The sequence below is a fragment of the Sorangium sp. So ce834 genome, assembly GCF_051521425.1.
Taxonomy (GTDB): Bacteria; Myxococcota_A; Polyangia; order Polyangiales; family Polyangiaceae; genus Sorangium; species Sorangium cellulosum_D.
Window position 1 is genome coordinate 2,460,183 of the sequence record NZ_CP150351.1, and the last position, 18,259, is coordinate 2,478,441.

General features: G+C 71.0%; 14 protein-coding genes. 11 read left to right on the forward strand and 3 right to left on the reverse strand.

Annotated elements, in window-relative coordinates:
• Nucleotides 1–324: 324 nt before the first annotated feature.
• A complete protein-coding gene (locus WMF20_RS08700; RefSeq protein ID WP_437612311.1) occupies nt 325–951 on the forward strand; it encodes a hypothetical protein in 627 nt (208 codons plus the stop codon).
• A gap of 90 nt (nt 952–1,041) precedes the next feature.
• On the opposite strand, the gene WMF20_RS08705 is transcribed toward WMF20_RS08700, so the two are convergent.
• Nucleotides 1,042–2,508 carry a hypothetical protein gene (locus WMF20_RS08705; protein ID WP_437612313.1) on the reverse strand — a complete coding sequence of 489 codons (1,467 nt, stop codon included), beginning with the start codon at nt 2,506–2,508 and terminating at the stop codon, nt 1,042–1,044.
• A 514-nt stretch (nt 2,509–3,022) separates the two neighbouring features.
• On the opposite strand from WMF20_RS08705, the gene WMF20_RS08710 reads away from it, so the two are divergent.
• Nucleotides 3,023–4,048: an FG-GAP repeat domain-containing protein gene (locus tag WMF20_RS08710; protein WP_437612315.1), complete on the forward strand. Its 1,026-nt coding sequence runs from the start codon at nt 3,023–3,025 to the stop codon at nt 4,046–4,048.
• 182 nt (nt 4,049–4,230) lie between these two features.
• On the opposite strand, the gene WMF20_RS08715 is transcribed toward WMF20_RS08710, so the two are convergent.
• On the reverse strand, nt 4,231–5,331 hold the full coding sequence (locus tag WMF20_RS08715; protein ID WP_437612317.1) for a sulfite oxidase: 1,101 nt from the start codon (nt 5,329–5,331) through the stop codon (nt 4,231–4,233).
• Nucleotides 5,332–5,638: 307 nt separating this feature from the next.
• On the opposite strand from WMF20_RS08715, the gene WMF20_RS08720 reads away from it, so the two are divergent.
• The 9 genes from WMF20_RS08720 to WMF20_RS08760 all read left to right on the forward strand — a co-directional run bounded on the left by WMF20_RS08720 (nt 5,639) and on the right by WMF20_RS08760 (nt 15,349).
• Nucleotides 5,639–5,902, forward strand: coding sequence for a hypothetical protein (locus tag WMF20_RS08720; protein ID WP_437612319.1), 264 nt, complete (start codon nt 5,639–5,641; stop codon nt 5,900–5,902).
• A 250-nt stretch (nt 5,903–6,152) separates the two neighbouring features.
• Nucleotides 6,153–6,245 carry a K(+)-transporting ATPase subunit F gene (kdpF, locus tag WMF20_RS08725; RefSeq protein ID WP_437612321.1) on the forward strand — a complete coding sequence of 31 codons (93 nt, stop codon included), beginning with the start codon at nt 6,153–6,155 and terminating at the stop codon, nt 6,243–6,245.
• The gene (gene kdpA / locus WMF20_RS08730) at nt 6,242–7,984 is read left to right on the forward strand and encodes a potassium-transporting ATPase subunit KdpA (RefSeq protein ID WP_437612323.1); all 1,743 of its coding nucleotides are present in this window, start codon (nt 6,242–6,244) and stop codon (nt 7,982–7,984) included. Before kdpF ends, kdpA begins: the two co-directional genes overlap by 4 nt.
• A complete protein-coding gene (gene kdpB, locus WMF20_RS08735; protein ID WP_437612325.1) occupies nt 7,981–10,167 on the forward strand; it encodes a potassium-transporting ATPase subunit KdpB in 2,187 nt (728 codons plus the stop codon). The genes kdpA and kdpB overlap by 4 nt, the downstream gene beginning before the upstream one ends.
• A 27-nt stretch (nt 10,168–10,194) precedes the next feature.
• On the forward strand, nt 10,195–10,767 hold the full coding sequence (kdpC, locus tag WMF20_RS08740; protein WP_437612327.1) for a potassium-transporting ATPase subunit KdpC: 573 nt from the start codon (nt 10,195–10,197) through the stop codon (nt 10,765–10,767).
• A 14-nt stretch (nt 10,768–10,781) separates the two neighbouring features.
• Nucleotides 10,782–13,517, forward strand: a complete 2,736-nt coding sequence (locus WMF20_RS08745) for a DUF4118 domain-containing protein (protein WP_437612329.1) — start codon at nt 10,782–10,784, stop codon at nt 13,515–13,517.
• Between the two features lie 13 nt (nt 13,518–13,530).
• Nucleotides 13,531–14,235: a response regulator gene (locus WMF20_RS08750; RefSeq protein WP_437612331.1), complete on the forward strand. Its 705-nt coding sequence runs from the start codon at nt 13,531–13,533 to the stop codon at nt 14,233–14,235.
• Between the two features lie 109 nt (nt 14,236–14,344).
• Nucleotides 14,345–15,058, forward strand: a complete 714-nt coding sequence (locus WMF20_RS08755; RefSeq protein WP_437612333.1) for a YcnI family copper-binding membrane protein — start codon at nt 14,345–14,347, stop codon at nt 15,056–15,058.
• 15 nt (nt 15,059–15,073) lie between these two features.
• Nucleotides 15,074–15,349 (forward strand): hypothetical protein, encoded by a 276-nt coding sequence (locus WMF20_RS08760; RefSeq protein WP_437612335.1) that lies wholly within the window; start codon nt 15,074–15,076, stop codon nt 15,347–15,349.
• Nucleotides 15,350–15,359: 10 nt separating this feature from the next.
• Here WMF20_RS08760 and WMF20_RS08765 read toward each other — a convergent pair whose 3' ends face one another.
• On the reverse strand, nt 15,360–17,822 hold the full coding sequence (locus WMF20_RS08765; RefSeq protein WP_437612337.1) for a family 43 glycosylhydrolase: 2,463 nt from the start codon (nt 17,820–17,822) through the stop codon (nt 15,360–15,362).
• Nucleotides 17,823–18,259 lie beyond the last annotated feature (437 nt).

Below are 18,259 nucleotides of genomic sequence, written 5' to 3' on the forward strand. Positions count from 1 at the left end.
GGGCGCTCGCGCTCGTATCCGCGCTGGGGCGGCAAGCCGGAGTAGCCGCCAAAGTTCCTGCAAAGCCGGCTCGGCCTGGCGCCCGGACGGAAGGTCTTCGTGGGCTCGTCCGACTACGGGGATCCCGCGACGCATCCCCAGGAACGGGATGCAGGGCGGCCGGTACGGCCGGGTTGCCCCGGGCGTGGGACGCGGGCGCGCCGTCTCAGGCGCACGACGCCCCGGGCGCGATGCGGGCGAACGCCACGATACCCTGGAGGTGTGTGCCACCGGTGCCCACCTCCCGCCGGCCCGGTGAGTGCTGCGTGGCGGGAGGGGGACCCCATGAGCGGCACGACAGACATCGTTCGCCTTGCACATGCGTCGCGCAAGCGCGGCGGCGACCCTCCGGTGTCGGAGGTCTCCGGCGTGATTCTCGTCGACAACATCGCCTATGAGAAGCATGTGCTCCTCCACTACCGCGACGCCGCCGGCGAATGGCGCGATGCTCCGGCCAGGTATGATTCCGCGCCGCCGTGGGGCTCTCCCGAGCGGTGGGTGTTCTCCGGCATCCTCTATCCTGCCGATTATCCGGAGCCGGCGCGGTTCGCGGTTCGGTACATCGCCGCCGGGCGAGAGTACTGGGACAACAACGGACAGCACGATTACCTGCTGGATCCTGAGGGGATCGTGTTCGGCGACGCGCAGCTCTTCGGGGTCGATCGTCTCCAGCGCATCGTCGAGTTCGTGGGTTGGCGATACCACATGGATGTGATCCGGCTCGAGGAGTCCATGCCGATCTTCGGGCGCGGCCACATCTCGCGATACAAGGTCACGATCGGGCGAAGCATGGGACCAGGCCGTTATGCCCATGCGCGCTGCGTGGGCCTCGCCGTTCGCGGAGCCGACGTCAGCGTCCTGAGCTACACGGCGTGCGAATCCATTCCGCCCGTCGAGCTGGTCAGCCCTTGAGCAAGGGGGCCCGGCCGGCGGAGCCACCCCCACGAGGCCATGGCGCTCAGGAGAGCGCCGGATGCGGCTGATCCGTCGGAATGGTGAATCTCACGCGCCGCCAGCGCCGGTCGCGCCGCCAGCGCCGGTCGCGCCGCCAGCGCCGGTCGCGCCGGTCGCGCCGGTCGTGCCGGTCGCGCCGGTCGTGCCGGTCGCGCCGGTCGTGCCGGTCGCGCCGCCAGCGCCGGTCGCGCCGGTCGCGCCGGTCGCGCCGGTCGCGCCGGTCGCGCCGGTCGCGCCGCCAGCGCCGGTCGCGCCGGTCGCGCCGGTCGCGCCGCCAGCGCCGGTCGCGCCGCCAGCGCCGCCAGCGCCGGTCGCGCCGCCAGCGCCGCCAGCGCCGCCAGCGCCGGCCGCGCCGCCTGTGCCACCGCTGCCGCCCGCGTCGGAGCCGCCCGGGGGACCCAAGATCGGGCCCGGGCTGATCACCCCCCCTCCCATCGAGGCAAGATCATAGATGCGGTCCGTCGAGAAATAGATGCCGATCGGTTTGAGCACGACACCCGAGGCCACGACAGGGCTGCTTCCTGGCGGGAGGACTCCCCAGCTCCAGACGCCGACGTTGACGAGATCCCAGGTGACCCTCTGGAAGACGGGATACGCCGAAATCCGCCCAAACGCGGCCGTGGGGACGAAGTAGGACGTGCTGGCCTCGACCGTGATGCTCTCGGTCACGCTGAATCCAACCGCTGCGGAGATGTCTTCGCTCGAGAGCGTACAGCCTCCCGGCAGGCCCAATCCCGGCACGCCCGAGAGGGGCTGAGCATTCGAGGTGTTGCCGTTGCCCGACGTGCCCGAGGAGGGCTGAGCATTCGAGGTGTTGCCGTTGCCCGGCATGCCCCAGGGAGGCGGGTAGCCCGAGGTGCCGCCGTTGCCCGGCATGCCCCAGGGAGGCGAGGTGCCCGAGGTGTTGCCGTTTCCCGGCATGCCCCAGAAAGGCGGGTAGCCGGAGGTGCCGCCGTTGCCCGGCATGTCCCAGAAAGGCGGGTAGCCGCCGTTGCCCGGCATGCCCCAGGAAGGCGGGTAGCCGGAGGTGCCGCCGTTGCCCGGCATGCCCCAGGAAGGCGGGAAGTCCGTGGGCGATCGAGAGCCCGGCGTGCCCGGCGTGCCCGGCGCGCCCACCACGCCCGGTAGGCCCGGTATGCCGGTCACCGGTACGCCCGGCAGACCAGGTATCCCCGGCTGGGCGCCGGTGCCAGGTATGAACGTCGTGCCCGGAAAGGGCTGCGTTTCCGGGGGCGTGAAGGTGCCCGTGCCGGTCGCCGTGACGTTCACGGAGGGCTCCACGCTCGCCGACACGGCGGCGTCGAGGATCCGCGGGCCGAACCCCTCCGACACGGTGAGCAGATGGGCGGGATCTTCCCAGTGGTACGTCTCCGGGGAGACGAGCACGTTCGCGATCATCAGGCCGGAACAGAGGGCCCCACGGGCCTCGCCGACCTCGGCGTGCGCGCTGCCGGGGTCCGCGATCCCAGGCGCCTCGCGCGCGCCCACGCAGGTGAGGGATGGAGTGAGCAGCATCGCCGTACAGAGCGTGATTCTTACGTCAGGTGCAAACATCTACGCTCTCCAGGTTGCGGTCGGAACCGTACATGGCCTGCGCCGCCCAGGCTCGACGAGCGCGCAGGGGCAACGGAGCCCCCTCGGCGCCCGGCGTCCCGGGCGACCGTCTCCTCCTGGAGACCGGCGGGCAGGCGCCATGGGCGGTTGACGAGATCCAGCGAGCACCCCGGGACCGGTGCGCTCGTCGCGCTCGATGAGCACAGCGTGTCTATGCGGCGACCCTCGATGCAAGAAGCGGGGAATGACCGGGCAAGCTCGCATGTGGGCGCCGCGCCGAGATCCGGCGCAAAGGATGGTTTCGATGGACTGCCGCTTGCCGCCCTCGCCGTGCGCGTGAGCGGCGCGCACAAACGGCCGGATCGGAGCTGCCCGGGCCGCCACCCGTGCCCGTGCTCGACGCGCAAGAGAGGCGAGTGTGAAGAGGTCTGCGGTTGTAGGGGCCGCGCTGCGCGCGGTCGTCGCGGTTCACGCCATGGCCGCCTGCTCGTCCGGCGTCGACCTTCCCGGAGACGGTGAGCCCGTCGAGCCCCCGGCGCCCTCGCTCGGCGTCGCGACACCGAGGTTGAGCGGCTACGGCTGGGAGGCCATCCGCCTGAACGACTTCAACTTCGACGGCATGGGGGATATCCTCTGGAACAACAAAGAACAGAGCCTGATGGCCATATGGCTGATGGAAGGAGACCGGCTCCTCGCGCCGGGACCGTTCATCCCGGGACCGGTCGGCGATGGATGGATGGCGGCCAACGCGGGCGACTTCAACTTCGATGGCATGTCGGACGTGATCTGGTGGAACGCAGAGCAGAATCTGGTCGCGATCTGGCTGATGAATGGAAGCCAGCTGCTCGCGCCGGGGCCGATCATCCCGGGGCCGCTCGGCCGCGGGTGGGAGGTGCACTCGGTGACCGATTTCAACCTCGACGGGATGGCGGATGTGCTCTGGAACAACCCCCAGCAGAACCTGATCACCGTCTGGCTGATGGAGGGCGACCACCTGCTCGACCCGGGGCCGTTCATCCCGGGACCGCCCGGCGAGGGGTGGGTGGCGCCCACCGCGCAAGACGTCAATCTCGACAGCATGGGCGACGTGTTCTGGAACAACATCGATCAGAACTTGATGGCCGTGTGGCTGATGGAGGGCACGCACGTGCTCGTGCCCGGGCCGGTGATCCCGGGGCCGCTCGGCCCGGGCTGGCGTATCGTCACCTCGGAGGACGTCAATTTCGACAGCATGGGCGACGTGCTCTGGAACAGCCCCGAGCAGAACCTGATGGCCGTGTGGCTGATGGAGGGCACGCAGCTGCTCGCGGCAGGGCCCGCGCTCCCGGGGCCGCTCGGCAGCGGCTGGGAGGTGCTTCCCGGCACCGACGTGAGCTTCGACAACCTGGGGGACGTGCTCTGGTACAAGGCCGGGACGAACCAGGCGACGGTCTGGCTCATGGAGGGCACGCAGCTGCTCGCGCCAGGGCCGGTGATCCTGGGTCCCTACGACCCCGACTGACCCGTGCGCGCTGTGAGCACGGCCCCGCCGTGCCTGCGCGCGGCTCGCCGTCGACGGGCGGGCGGTGCTTCCAGAGCATCGCGACCGCGGCCACCATCATGGCCAGGAGGAAGCTCACCGCCAGGATCTTCGTCGGAATCAGCGCCGAGTGACTCTACTCAAGATTCGGACCAGAAGGCGATTCAGCCGAGCTCGACCTCGATCGGCAGCACATGACTGATCATCCCGTCCCGCAAATCCCGGTCACGCTCCATCGGCTGCGTCCGGCCGCGCGCGTCGCTCGCCCTCGCCATGAGCGTGCACCGCCCGGGCTGCGCGGGTGCCTGCCATGCGATCTCCCACCTTCGCCAGGTGTACGGCGACGGCTCGTCGAGCAGCCGCGCCTCGAGCCAGCTCGCGCCCCCATCCGCGCTGAGCTCCACCCGCGTGACCGCGGCGTCGCTCGACCAGGCCGTGCCGTGCACGTGCACCGTCGACCCCGCGCGCACGCGCTCGTGCGGCGCGGGCCGCGCGATCTGCGCCTTCACCTGGAGCTCGCCCACCGGGACCAGGCTGGGGAGCCCGTGCCGGCGCTCCCAGCGCGCGTAGGTGAGCGTCTGGAAGTAGCCCTGGAACGGGCGATCCACGACCACGATCCGCCGCAGCCATTTCACCGAGGCCATCGCGTACCAGCCGGCCACCACCGCGCGCACCGGGAATCCGTGCCTGGGCGTCAGGGGCTGTCCGTTCATGCGATGGGCGAGCAGCACCTCGGCGCGCGAGGCCTTCTCCAGAGGCAGGCTGCGCGCAAAGGCGATGGGCCCCGGCGCGCTCGGCTCGGGATCGCGCGGCTCGCCCTGATCCGCCCCGACGAGCACCACCTCGCGGGCGGAGGCCTCGATGCCGGCGCGCTCCAGGAGCGGCCAGAGCGGCGTGCCCGTCCATTCGATGTTGCCCACGGCGCCCAGCTCCCACGGGAGGCCCGCCTCGGGCGGCGAGAGGAAGAGGCGTCCGTTCCCCGAGCACTCGAGCAACGCGACGAGCGTCCGCGAGGGGAGCCCGCAGAGCTCGTCGTAGGCGAGCTCGAAGGGACGCTGCACCGCTCCCTCGATGGAGATACGCCATGTCGCCGCGTCGGCGTGCGGCACGTCGAAATGGCTGCGGACATAGAGTTGCTCGACGGGCGTGAGGAAATCGCGCACGCCCGAGAAGGGCATCTCCAGGTTCTCCGGGTCCCTCTGTCGGGTGATGAGCCCTGGCACGGCTGTCGCCGTCGCTCCACGCTCGCGCTCCTCGTCCGTCATGAGCGTTTCCTTCCGGGCAGATCGTGCCCGGTGATCGAACGAGCAAGGCGGGTTCAACGGGCGTGCCGAGGGCGCCCGGCCTCGTCGGCCGTGAGGCGCGCTGCGGGGCCGTGCTGGGGGCCGTGCTGATCGCGGATCCCGGCGACGGCGGCTGGCCGGAAGCCGCGGGCTCGCGGCGCGGTCGAGGGGGCCTGGTCGTCGGGATGCGCGATCTTGATGCTTGGACGGCATGCCCTGAGGGGATCTTGACGCGCCAAGATCTACCTTACCGGTATCGCCGATCGACCTCCATCCGTAGAGCACCGCCATGAAGTCGCCGAGCAGAGCCGTGGCCGCCGCGCCCTTCAGGGCGCCAGCAGAGGACGACCCCCGGATCCCGGAGGACGACCCCCGGACTGACGCGGATCTCGCCCCCGTCTTCCTGCTCACCTGGCTCACCTGCACGCTCACGACGGTCGGGGCGGTCGCGCGCGGCGAGACGTTCGGCGGCGCGACCACGCTGGCCGCGCTCGCCGCGCTCCTCGTGCCCTACCTGCTCGGAGACTGGTTACGGCCGCGACGGCACAGGTAAAGGTTGCCGCGCGCCGGGAATCGCTCGAACCGCCCGACCCCATGACCGGTCTTGATGCTTTCTTGACGGCGCGCCTCCCTGGATTGACAGCCTCTTGACCTGAGGGGGACTACCTTCTGTCCCGCTCGATCGCCGCGGGCGCCGGAGCGCCCGGTGAGGTCGCCATGGACGTGATCTACCTGGGACTGACGGTCCTCTGTTTCTCGCTGTTTGCAGGGCTCATCCGGCTCTGTGAAAGGGTCTGAGCGCCATGACCGCGTTCACCTGGATCTCGGGCGTCCTCGCCCTCGGTCTCCTGTTTTACCTGATCTTCGCCCTCCTCAGGCCGGAGGGCCTGTCATGACCGCCAGCAACGCGCTTCAACCAGCGCTCTACCTGGCCGTCCTCCTCGGCCTCTCCGTCCCGCTCGGCGCGTACATGGCGCGGGTCTACCAGGGCGAGCGCGGCCTCATGGTCCGCATCCTCGGGCCGCTCGAGCGGCTCATCTACCGCGCCGCGGGCGTGCGCGCCGACCAGGAGATGCGCTGGCAGGATTACGCCTTCGCGGTGCTCGCGTTCAACCTGGCCGGGCTCATCGTCCTCTATGCTCTCCAGCGGCTGCAAGGCGTCCTGCCCGTGAACCCCGAGGGCATGGCCGCCGTCCCGCCCGATCTCGCCTTCAACACCGCCGTGAGCTTCGCCTCCAACACGAACTGGCAGGCGTACGGCGGCGAGTCGACGCTCAGCCACCTGACGCAGATGGCCGGGCTCGGGGTGCAGAACTTCGTGTCCGCGGCGACCGGAATGGCCGTGCTCGTCGCGCTGATCCGCGGGATCACGCGGAAGACCGCGGACACCGTCGGGAGCTTCTGGGTCGATCTCGTCCGGAGCACCCTGTACATCCTCCTGCCGCTCTCGCTCGTGCTCGCCGTCCTCCTCGTGTCCCAGGGGGTCGTGCAGGGCTTCGGCGCGCACCAGAGCGCATCGCTGCTCCAGGCCGCCAAGGATCAGAGCGGCAACGCGGTCGTTCATCAGGTGATCCCGATGGGCCCCGCGGCCTCGCAGATCGCGATCAAGCAGCTCGGGACCAACGGCGGCGGGTTCTTCAACGCGAACTCGGCGCACCCGCTCGAGAACCCGACGGCCCTCTCGAACTTCCTCGAGATGCTCGCGATCCTGCTCATCCCCGCCGCCCTGTGCCACACGTTCGGCCGTATGGTCGGCGACCGGCGCCAGGGCTGGGCCGTGCTCGCCGCGATGACGGCCATCTTCGCGGTCCTCCTCGTCGCGTGCATCGCCTCGGAGCAGGCGGGCAACCCCGCGCTCTCCGGCCTCGGCGTCGATCAGGCGGCGAGCGCGCTCCAGGCGGGCGGCAACATGGAAGGGAAGGAGGCGCGCTTCGGCGTCACGAGCTCCGCCCTCTGGGCGACCGCCACCACGGCGGCCTCGAACGGCTCCGTGAACGCGACGCACGACTCCTTCACGCCCCTCGGCGGGCTCGTGCCCCTCTGGCTCATGCAGCTCGGCGAGGTGGTCTTCGGCGGGGTCGGCTCCGGCCTCTACGGCATGCTGATGTTCGTCGTCGTCGCCGTCTTCGTGGCCGGCCTGATGGTGGGGCGCACGCCGGAGTACCTCGGCAAGAAGGTCGAGGCCTTCGAGATGAAGATGGCCTCGCTGGTCGTGCTCTTCCCGGCGATCACGGTCCTCCTCGGCGCCGCCGTCGCCGTGATGACCGAGGCAGGGCGGAAGGGCGTGCTCAACCCAGGTCCGCACGGGTTCAGCGAGGTGCTCTACGCGTTCTCGTCCGGCGCCAACAACAACGGCAGCGCCTTCGGCGGCCTCGGCGCGAACAGCCCGTTCTACAACACCGCCATCGGCATTGCGATGCTCATCGGCCGCTACGCGGTCATCGTCCCCGTGCTCGCGCTCGCGGGCTCGCTCGCGCGGAAGAAGCTCGTCCCGGCCGGCCCGGGCACGCTGCCCACGCACACGCCGCTCTTCGTCGCGCTCCTGACAGGCACCGTGCTGCTCGTCGGAGCGCTCACGTTCGTCCCCGCGCTCGCGCTCGGGCCGATCGTCGAGCACCTGGAGATGACGCGATGACCTTGAACCTTCATTCCCCCGCCGAGGCGATCGAGAGGCACGGCGCGCCCGCTCCTCCTCCCCCCGAGCTGTCGCCGCCGCCGAGGCCGCGCCACCCGTCGCGCGACGTCGAGGGGAAGAAGACCGCGGCGAGGCCGCTCCTCGAGCCGGCGATCCTCAGGCCGGCGATCGCCGCCGCGTTCCGCAAGCTCGACCCGCGCCACCAGGTGCGCAACCCGGTGATGTTCGTGGTCCTCGCCGGGAGCGCGCTCACCACGGCCTTGTTCGTGCACGCGCTCGCCGGCCAGGGCGAGGCGCCGGCCGGGTTCATCCTCGCCATCTCGCTCTGGCTCTGGTTCACCGTGCTCTTCGCGAACTTCGCGGAGGCCGTGGCCGAGGGGCGCGGCAAGGCGCAGGCCGACGCGCTCCGCAAGGCGCGGCGCGACGTCGAGGCCGTGAAGCTCGCCTCCCCGGAGCGCGACGCGCCGCGGACCACGGTCTCCGCGTCGAGCCTCCGGAAGGGGGACCTCGTGCTCGTCGACGCGGGCGCGATCGTCCCCGGCGACGGCGACGTCGTCGTCGGCGTCGCCTCGGTCGACGAGAGCGCCATCACCGGCGAGAGCGCCCCGGTCGTGCGGGAGAGCGGCGGCGACCGGAGCGCCGTCACCGGCGGGACGCGCGTCCTGTCCGACTGGCTCGTCGTCCGCATCTCCAGGAACCCCGGCGAGGCGTTCCTCGACCGCATGATCGCGATGGTGGAGGGGGCGAAGCGGAAGAAGACGCCGAACGAGATCGCGCTCGACATCCTGCTCGCCGCGCTCACCATCGTCTTCCTCCTCGCGACCGCGACCCTGCTGCCCTACTCGATCTTCGCCGTCCAGCAGACGGGGCAGGGGACCCCGATCGGCATCACCGTGCTCACGGCGCTGCTCGTGTGCCTGATCCCGACCACGATCGGCGGGCTGCTCTCGGCGATCGGCATCGCCGGCATGGACCGGATGATCCAGGCGAACGTGATCGCCACGTCGGGCCGCGCCGTCGAGGCCGCCGGCGACGTGGACGTGCTGCTGCTCGACAAGACCGGCACGATCACGCTCGGCAACCGGCAAGCGACGGAGCTCATCCCGGCGGACGGGGTCGAGGCGAGGGCGCTCGCCGACGCCGCGCAGCTCGCGTCGCTCGCCGACGAGACCCCCGAGGGGCGCAGCGTCGTCGTGCTCGCGAAGGAGAAGCACGGCCTGCGCGAGCGCGACCTCGGGGCCCTCGGGGCCCGCTTCGTCCCCTTCTCGGCGCAGACCCGGATGAGCGGCGTCGACTACGGCGCGCGCGAGATCAGGAAGGGCGCCGTCGAGGCGATCGAGGCCCACGTCAAGGAGAAGGGCGGCGCGGTCCCGGCCGCGGTCCGCGCGGTGACCGAGGCCGTCTCCCGCAAGGGCGGCACGCCGCTCGTGGTCGTCGAGGGCGGCGCGGTGCTCGGCGTCATCCACCTCAAGGACATCGTGAAGGGCGGCATCCGGGAGCGCTTCGGCGACCTGCGGCGCATGGGGATCAAGACCGTGATGATCACGGGCGACAACCCGCTCACCGCGGCGGCCATCGCCGCCGAGGCCGGCGTCGACGACTTCCTCGCGCAGGCCACGCCCGAGGCCAAGCTCGCGCTCATCCGCGAGTACCAGGCGGGCGGCCGGCTCGTCGCCATGACCGGCGACGGCACGAACGACGCCCCCGCGCTGGCGCAGGCGGACGTCGCGGTCGCCATGAACACCGGCACCCAGGCCGCGAAGGAGGCGGGGAACATGGTGGACCTCGACTCGAACCCGACCAAGCTCATCGAGATCGTCGAGATCGGCAAGCAGCTCCTGATGACGCGGGGCGCGCTGACGACCTTCAGCCTGGCGAACGACGTGGCCAAGTACTTCGCCATCATCCCGGCGGCGTTCGTCTCGACGTACCCCGCGCTCGGGCGGCTCAACGTGATGGGGCTCGCCACGCCGCGGAGCGCGGTGCTCTCCGCGGTGATCTTCAACGCGCTCATCATCGTCGCGCTGATCCCGCTCGCGCTCCGGGGCATCCGCTACCGGTCCGTCGGCGCGGAGCGGATGCTCCGCAGGAACCTGATCGTCTACGGCCTGGGCGGGCTCGTCGCGCCGTTCGTGGGCATCAAGCTCATCGATCTCCTCCTCTCCGCCCTCGGCCTCGCCTGATCGCCCAAGGCCCAAGGAAGGAACGCTATGCTCGCGCACCTGCGACCCGCCCTCGTCCTCCTCGCCGTCCTCACCGCCCTCACGGGGGGCGCCTACCCGCTGCTCACGACGGCGATCGCGCAGGCCGCCTTCCCCCGGCAGGCGAACGGCAGCCTCGTGATCGCGGACGGCCGCGTGGCCGGCTCGACCCTGCTCGGCCAGCCGTTCGACGATCCTCGCTATTTCTGGGGGCGCCCCTCGGCGACGAGCCCCGTGCCCTACGCCGGGCAGGCCTCCGCCGGGAGCAACCTCGGGCCCACGAACCCCGCCCTGGCCGAGCTCGTCAAGGCCAGGATCGACGCGCTCCGCGCCGCGGATCCGGAGAGCGCCGCGCCGGTGCCGGTCGACCTGGTGACCGCCTCCGGCAGCGGCCTCGATCCGCACGTCAGCCCCGCGGCGGCGGCGTACCAGGTGCGCCGCGTGGCGCGCGCGCGCGGCCTCCCCGAGGGCCAGGTGCGCCGGCTCGTCGCGCGGCACACCGAGGGGCGGCTGCTCGGGCTCCTCGGCGAGCCCCACGTGAACGTGCTCCTCCTGAACCTCGCCCTCGACGGCGCCCGCTGAAGAGGGCGCGCGCCTTGGCGGACGCAGGCGACGACCGGCCGGATCCCGAGGCGCTGCTCGCGGCGGCGCGCGAGGAGGAGGCGCGCGAGCGGCAGGGCAAGCTCAAGATCTTCTTCGGCGCCGCGCCCGGGGTCGGCAAGACGTACGCGATGCTGAAGGCGGCGCGATCGCTGCGCGACGAGGGCGTCGACGTCGTCGTCGGCTGGGTCGAGACGCACGGCCGCGCCGAGACGGAGGCGCTCCTCGATCAACCTCCGCGGTTGCCCCGCCTCTCCGCGATCGAGGTCGAGCACCGAGGCAGGGCGCTGCGGGAGTTCGACCTCGAGGCCGCGCTGAAGCGCCGCCCGAAGCTCCTCGTCGTCGACGAGCTCGCGCACACGAACGCGCCGGGGCTCAGGCACGCGAAGCGCTGGCAGGACGTCATGGACCTCCTCGACGCCGGGATCGACGTCCACACCACCGTCAACGTCCAGCACATCGAGAGCCTGAACGACGTGGTGGCGCAGGTGACCGGCGTCGTGGTCCGGGAGACGGTGCCCGACTCGATGATCGAGCGCGCCGACGAGATCGAGCTCATCGACCTCCCCCCGGACGACCTCCTCGAGCGCCTGCGCGAGGGCAAGGTCTACCTCTCGGAGCAGATCGAGCGGGCGGCGAGCAGCTTCTTCCGCAAGGGCAACCTCATCGCCCTGCGCGAGCTCGCCCTGCGGCGCACCGCCGAGCGCGTGGACGACCAGATGCGCGGCTACATGCGCGCCCACGGGATCCAGAAGACCTGGGCCGTCGCCGAGCGGATCGTCGTCTGCGTGGGCCCGAGCCCCATGTCGGCGCGGCTGATCCGGGCGACGCGGCGGATGGCCGGCGGCCTGAAGGCCGAGTGGCACGCGGTCTACGTGCAGACGCCGGCGCAGGCGCGGCTCTCGCAGGCCGATCGCGAGCGGGTCGACCGGCACCTCGCGCTCGCCGAGCGCCTCGGCGCCGTCCCGGTACAGCTCCACGGCGCGGAGGTCGCCGCGGAGGTCCTGCGGTACGCGAGGCGCCACAACGTCTGCAAGATCGTCGTCGGCAAGCCGACCCACCCTCGATGGAAGGATTTCGTCTACGGCTCGCTGCTCGACGATCTCGTGCGCCAGAGCGGCGACATCGACGTCTACGTCATCCAGGGGACGGCGGAGGCTCCGAAGCCGGATCCCGGGCCGCCGGAGCGGCGCCCGGCCAGGCCGCTGGCCTACGCCTTCAGCGCGGGCGTGGTGGCGCTCTGCACGCTGGCCTCGTGGCTCATGCACCCGTTCTCCGATCGGGCGAACCTCATCATGGTGTACCTGCTCGGGGTCGCCTTCGTCGCGAGCCGCTTCGGCGCCGGGCCGTCGGCGCTCGCGTCGGTGCTGGGCGTCGCCGCCTTCGATTTCTTCTTCGTAAGGCCGTACCTGACGTTCGCGGTGGGCGATCTCGGGTACCTCCTCACGTTCGCCATCATGCTGGGGGTGGGCCTCGTCATCGCCAGCCTCACCGCGCGCATCCGCCGCCAGGCCGCGAGCGCCAGCGAGCGCGAGCAGCGCACCGCGGCGCTCTACGCGATGAGCAAGGAGCTGGCGGCCCTGCGCGGGATCGACGCGCTCGGCCTGGCGGCGGCGCGCCACGTGCGCGACGTCTTCGACGCCGACGCGGCCGTCCTGTTGCCTGGCCCCGACGGGCGGCTCGCCGTCCGCGCGGGCACGGCCGACGATCTGGCCGCGAGCGCGCCGGAGCTGGCGGTCGCGGAGTGGGCGTACGCGCGCGGCAAGGCCGCGGGCGCCGGGACCGACACCCTGCCGAGCGCGGGCGCGATGCACTTGCCCCTCCAGGGCTCCTCCGGGCCGATCGGCGTCCTCAGCGTCCGCCCGCGCCCGCCGTCGTCGTTCCTCGACCTCGGCCGGCGCGAGCTGCTCGGCGCCTTCGCCGCGCAGACGGCGCTCGCGCTGGAGCGCGCCCTGCTCGCGCGGGAGGCCCAGCGCGCGCAGCTCCGCGCGCAGGCCGAGGAGCTCCGCAACGCCCTCCTCAGCTCCGTCTCGCACGATCTGCGGACGCCGCTCGCCACGATCACCGGCGCCGCGGGCGCGCTGCTCGACGACGAGGACGAGGGGGCGGCGCTCGACCCGGCCGTCCGGCGCGATCTGACGCAGACGGTGCTGGAGGAGGCGCGGCGCCTCGAGCGCCTCGTGCGCAACCTGCTCGACATGACGCGGCTGGAGTCCGGGGCGCTCGCGGTCAAGAAGGAGTGGCTGCCGCTCGAGGAGGTCGTCGGCGCCGCGCTGAACCGGGTCGAGGAGCACCTCGAGGGCCGGCAGGTCTCGATCGAGCTGGATCGGGCGACAGGGCTCGTCCCGATGGATGGGGTGCTGATGGAGCAGGTGCTCATCAACCTGCTCGAGAACGCGCTCAAGTACTCGCCGGCCGGCAGCCCGATCGCGATCCGGGGGTTCACCGAGGGGAGCGTGGCGGTGCTGGAGATCAAGGATCGCGGTCCGGGCATCGCGCCCGGCGAGGAGGAGGCGATCTTCGAGAAGTTCTACCGGGGGCGCGGTCAGGGCCGGCAGGGGCTCGGCCTCGGCCTCACGATCTGCCGCGGCATCGTGGCCGCGCACGGCGGGCGGATCACGGCGGAGAACCGCCCCGAGGGGGGCGCCATCTTCCGTGTGGTGTTGCCGATCGAGGGCCGCCCGCCGGATCTCGCCGGCCCGGAGCTACCCGCGGCTGCGGGCGGTCGATAACGTGGCAGGGAGAATGTCGGACGCGTCCCCCCTCGTGCTGCTGATCGAGGACGAGCCGCAGATGAGGCGGTTCCTCCGCGCGATGCTGGCGGCCCGGGGCTATCGGCTCGTGGAGGCGGAGACGGGCGGCGAGGGGATCGCCCAGGCGACGACGCGCAATCCGGATCTCGTGCTCCTCGATCTGGGGCTCCCGGACATCGACGGCCTGGAGGTGACGCGGCGGCTCCGCGAGTGGAGCGCCGTCCCGATCATCGTGCTCTCGGCCCGCGGACAGGAGCAGGACAAGATCGACGCCCTGGACGGCGGCGCCGACGATTACCTGACGAAGCCGTTCAGCGCGGGAGAGCTCCTGGCGCGGTTGCGCGTGGCGCTGCGCCACGCCGCCCACGCGGCGCGCGGGGCGCAGGCCGAGAGCGCGGGCTTCAAGGTGCAGGACGTCGAGGTCGATCTCGCGCGCCGGGTCGTGCTGCGGGCGGGCGAGGAGGTCCATCTGACGCCGATCGAGTACAAGCTGCTGACGACGCTGATCCGGCACGCGGGGAAGGTGCTGACGCACCGCCAGCTCCTCGGAGAGGTGTGGGGCCCGGCGTATGCGGGGCAGACGCATTACCTGCGCGTCTATATGGCGCAGCTCCGGCACAAGCTGGAGCGCGATCCCGCGCGGCCGCAGATCCTCATCACGGAGCCCGGCGTGGGCTATCGGCTGAAGGGGGGTTGAGCCAACGCCGATCGCGGTGCGTCGCGGGCGCCTGCGACAACTGGTCGCATTTCCAAGGAATGGCGGCCCTACTAGAGTGTTCGAGCTTTCCTCGGTGGAGGTGCTTGAGATGAAGAGGGTGTTCCAGAGCTGCCTGCTCGTTGCAGGCTCGTTGTTCGCCGCGACCGCCGCCCGCGCGCACATCTCCGTGTCGGGCCCCGCGTTCGCAGGCGCCACCCACGAGGCCACCTTCGGTGTCGGCCACGGCTGTGACGGCGCGGACACCTACCGGGTGAAGGTCCAGATCCCAACCGGGGTGACGTCGGTCCGGCCGCTGGACAGCACGTTCGGCAAGGCCGTCCTGGAGAAGGACGCCGAGGGCAACGTCACCGCCGTCGTCTGGACCAAGCCCGTTGAAGACGTGCTTCCTGCGGACACCAGCTATTACAAGCTGACCGTGCGGTTCAAGGTCCCGGACGCGCCGTTCAAGACGCTGTTCTTCCCCACCATCCAGACCTGCCGCACCCCGGATGGCACAGAGACCATCGCCGAATGGGTGGATACCTCCGGCGAGCACGGAAACCACGACGCGGACGCGGGCACCCCGGCCACGAATCCAGCGCCGTCGCTGACGGTCCTTCCGCCGCGTTCACCCGGGTGGAACAAGTACACGGTGAACGAGCATGTCCACGACTTCGCTGTCTTCAAGGACGCGCTGATCGTCTGGGCGGGAAAGGCGGCCTACAGCCCCAATCCGAACACGCAGAGCCTGATCACGACCGAACCGGATACAGAGGTGCTGACGGCGATCCATCCCGGCACCGAGATCTGGGTCAAGTACTGAGCGGGGAGCCAGACGATGCGAGCCTGGCTCCTCCTGATCGCCGCCTGCGCGCTCTGCGCCTGCACCGACGACACGCGCCCGCTCCCGCCCGTTCCGGGGAGCGACGCGGGCGACAGCGGCAAAACCGACGCCGGTGGCAAGACCGACGCCGGCGGCCAGCCCGACGCCGGCGGCGATCTCGACGCCGGGCCGGACGCGGCGTCACCGGCGTCGCCGCTCGAGCGCCCGCCCGAGCTGCCGCGGCCGCCCACCGGCAGGCTGCCGGACGACCTGAAGCCGCCGGTGCGCTAGCGCTGCGCCGTCACTCGGAGGGCAGGAATCGCAGCGACGCGATGCGCACCAGCTCGCCCGCGCCGCCGGTCGCCTTCAGAAAGACCTCGTGGGTGCCCTCGGTGGGCTTCACGTCGCACGTGGTGGTCTCCCACGCTTCCCAGTCGCCCGTGTCGGGGATGTTGCAGGTGCCGATGGCCGAGCCGCCGGCCAGCGGATCGATCCAGACCTCCACGGCGCCGCCTTGGCCGGCGCTCGAGGCCTTGATCTGGATCGCCTTTGCGTGGAGGCCGCCGCTGCCCAGGTCGACGCTGCCGTACATGGCCCAGTCGCCGTCCTCCAGCCCGTCCAGCACCGGACCGGCCGACTTGCTCGACGCGACGCCGGTGCCCGACTGCTGGTTCGCCTCCGCGGCCGGGATCCAGGTGAACCCGTCTCGATACGTGAACAGGTCGAAATCAGCGCGCTTGTTGGTCGCGAACATGCCAGCCTGGTTGCCGATCCAGGTGTGGGCCATGGCGTAGAAGTTGTCGAGCGTCGAGACGTCGATCTCGGGGCCTACCTGCGTCCACTCGAGCCGATCGGCGCTGAACCAGCCCGTGGCCTTGTGGCCGGTGCGGACCAGCTTCAGCCAGATCGTGTCGCCTTCGGGGGCCGGCGCCGATCCGCCCACCACGACGGGCTCATCGAGCTCGGTGTACGCGCCCCCCTCCTCGACCGGAGGCTTCACCGAGCGCGAGCGGAAGGAGAACCGGATCCGGTCCTTCTTGTCCTCCATGACCCGCGCCACGGAGACCTCCAGGATGGCCGGGAGCATGAAGCCCTCTCCGCTGGCCATCCACGTCGGCGCCGCGATCACCTGCTCGTCCTCCCAGTAGCCGTTGCCCACGTGGAGGCCGGCCGCGTCGCCCTCCGCCTTGGGCTTGAACTGCAGCTTCACGGTCATGCTGCTGGAGTGCAGCGTGTCCTTTTGCACGACCCGCGTGGTCTCCCCGGCGCCCGGCTCGATCCGCAGCCAGCCAGCGCGGTCGGTCACCGAGTACTTGTCCTCCGACCGGCCGAAGGTGGTCCAGGCCGGGTTGATCGTGTCCGACGAGAACTCGTCGTTCACGGGCACCAGGAAGGGCACGCCGCTCGGCGGCAGCTTGGGCGCCGGCAGCTCGCGCCCCTCGAGCGCGAACTTCGGGACCGGGATCGTCTCCCCATCCACCTGCTGCTCGTCCCAGGTCACCTGCAGGAGGATCCCTTCGCGGCCGAGCCCCTGCCACTCGCCGTTCTTCCAGTCCTGGGTGCCCACGCCGGTGCAGTCGTAGGAGTGGGCGAACGCCCACCAGGTGCCGTCCTCGAGCTCGATCGGAGCGGTGGTGTGCTGCACGCCGGCGTACGGCTCCTTGCCGGTCAGGACATAGCCGAGCCAGTGCCAGTCCTCGGGGGCGCTGCCGACCAGCTTCTTCGACGCCCAGGCGTGCAGCTGGCCGCCGCAGGCCGTGTGGGTCGACACGAAGTAGTAGTACCAGTCGCCGCGCTTGGCCATCGTCGGCCCCTCGGCCCACTTGCTGTAGTCGGGATTGCTGAAGTCCCCGCAGCCTCCGGTCTGCTGGTCCCAGTTGATGAAGCTCAGATCGATGGTCGACTCCGGCAGCAGCATGCCGGTCTTGGGGTCGATCTCCGTGACCAGGTTGATGCCGAAGTCGTTCGGGTGATCGGCGTCCCATTTGCACAGGCCGTTCTTGATGATCATGAAGGTCTTGCCGCTCTCGGGATCGACGAACACCGAGTTGTCGGAGCCGGTCCCTCGCTCGTACGCGGTGTCGCTCCCCGGCGGCGTGTAGGGGAAGACATCGACCTTCTTGGGCTTCGACCAGGGGCCCTCGAGGCTCGGCGCCGAGGAGAAATACTGCGTGGCGCCGATCGCGTAATAGACCCGGTACACATCGCCGGCCTTGACGATGAAGCCGCCCCACGTGCCCTGGCCAGGGCCGGTCTGCTCGTCCAGCGCGGGCGCGGTCGAATCGACCGCCCGGGTCACGCGCTCCCAGCGCACGAGATCCGTCGAGCGCAGGATCTCGAAGGCGGGCATCGTGTGGAAGCTCGACCCGACCAGGTAGAAGTCGTCGCCTTCTCGGTAGATGTTCATGTCCGGGTGGTCGCCGGGCAGCACCGGGTTCTGGTACGTCGTCGGGCTGAACGCGGCGCCGAACGTGGCCGTCAGCGTCGCGCCCGCGCCCATGGTGAACGTCGCCGGGTTGTCCAGCCCGGTGTCGGCGCCGCTCCAGCCCAGGAAGTTGCGTCCCGGAGCGGGCGTCGCGGTCACTGTGATCACGGTGCCCGGCTCGTACATGTAGGTCCCGGGCGGCGGATCGGTCGTCCCGTCGCCCGTCGCCTCGATCGTGAGCGGATACGGAAGGGGCGCTATCCGCTCGTCAACTCCACAGGAGACGGGCAGTGCGGCGATGAGGAACACCGCCGTCATGGAAGCGATATGTCTCTTCATTGTCATGTCCTAGTCGGCGCTGAGCCGGTTCGTGCTCGGGAGCGTCTTGCGTCGCCCCGGCAGGATGAGGCCGCAATCGGCTGTGAGCGCTCACAAGGTGGATGCTAGTGGGATAGCCGCCGGAGTGGAAGCCCGATCTCTGCGGCGCGCCGTGCACCCCGATCACCGAAGAGATCCCGATCACCGACGAGATGCCGGGTCAGGCGGGTCCGGCCACCCGGTCACGATCGCGGTCCGGCACCAGAATCCTCTTGACGCGCCGCTCCGGAGGCGCCCTGCCAGCGTTTTCTCTCCGCGGGCCCGAAGATACCCGTGTTCCCGCCGACGAGGGTTGACAACCACAATGTGAGCGCTCACAATGCGCGGCCTTACGCTGAGGAGGCGCCTCGTGGAACGCTGCCGGTGAGGGCCCGAACCACGGCGGCGCCGATCACGGC

Coding starts and splice junctions, on each gene's coding strand:
- WMF20_RS08700 (WP_437612311.1), top strand. CDS start 325: ATGAGCGGCACGACAGACATCGTTCGCCTTGCACATGCGTCGCGCAAG.
- WMF20_RS08705 (WP_437612313.1), bottom strand. CDS start 2,508: ATGCTGCTCACTCCATCCCTCACCTGCGTGGGCGCGCGCGAGGCGCCT.
- WMF20_RS08710 (WP_437612315.1), top strand. CDS start 3,023: ATGGCCGCCTGCTCGTCCGGCGTCGACCTTCCCGGAGACGGTGAGCCC.
- WMF20_RS08715 (WP_437612317.1), bottom strand. CDS start 5,331: ATGACGGACGAGGAGCGCGAGCGTGGAGCGACGGCGACAGCCGTGCCA.
- WMF20_RS08720 (WP_437612319.1), top strand. CDS start 5,639: ATGAAGTCGCCGAGCAGAGCCGTGGCCGCCGCGCCCTTCAGGGCGCCA.
- kdpF (WP_437612321.1), top strand. CDS start 6,153: ATGACCGCGTTCACCTGGATCTCGGGCGTCCTCGCCCTCGGTCTCCTG.
- kdpA (WP_437612323.1), top strand. CDS start 6,242: ATGACCGCCAGCAACGCGCTTCAACCAGCGCTCTACCTGGCCGTCCTC.
- kdpB (WP_437612325.1), top strand. CDS start 7,981: ATGACCTTGAACCTTCATTCCCCCGCCGAGGCGATCGAGAGGCACGGC.
- kdpC (WP_437612327.1), top strand. CDS start 10,195: ATGCTCGCGCACCTGCGACCCGCCCTCGTCCTCCTCGCCGTCCTCACC.
- WMF20_RS08750 (WP_437612331.1), top strand. CDS start 13,531: ATGTCGGACGCGTCCCCCCTCGTGCTGCTGATCGAGGACGAGCCGCAG.
- WMF20_RS08755 (WP_437612333.1), top strand. CDS start 14,345: ATGAAGAGGGTGTTCCAGAGCTGCCTGCTCGTTGCAGGCTCGTTGTTC.
- WMF20_RS08760 (WP_437612335.1), top strand. CDS start 15,074: ATGCGAGCCTGGCTCCTCCTGATCGCCGCCTGCGCGCTCTGCGCCTGC.
- WMF20_RS08765 (WP_437612337.1), bottom strand. CDS start 17,822: ATGAAGAGACATATCGCTTCCATGACGGCGGTGTTCCTCATCGCCGCA.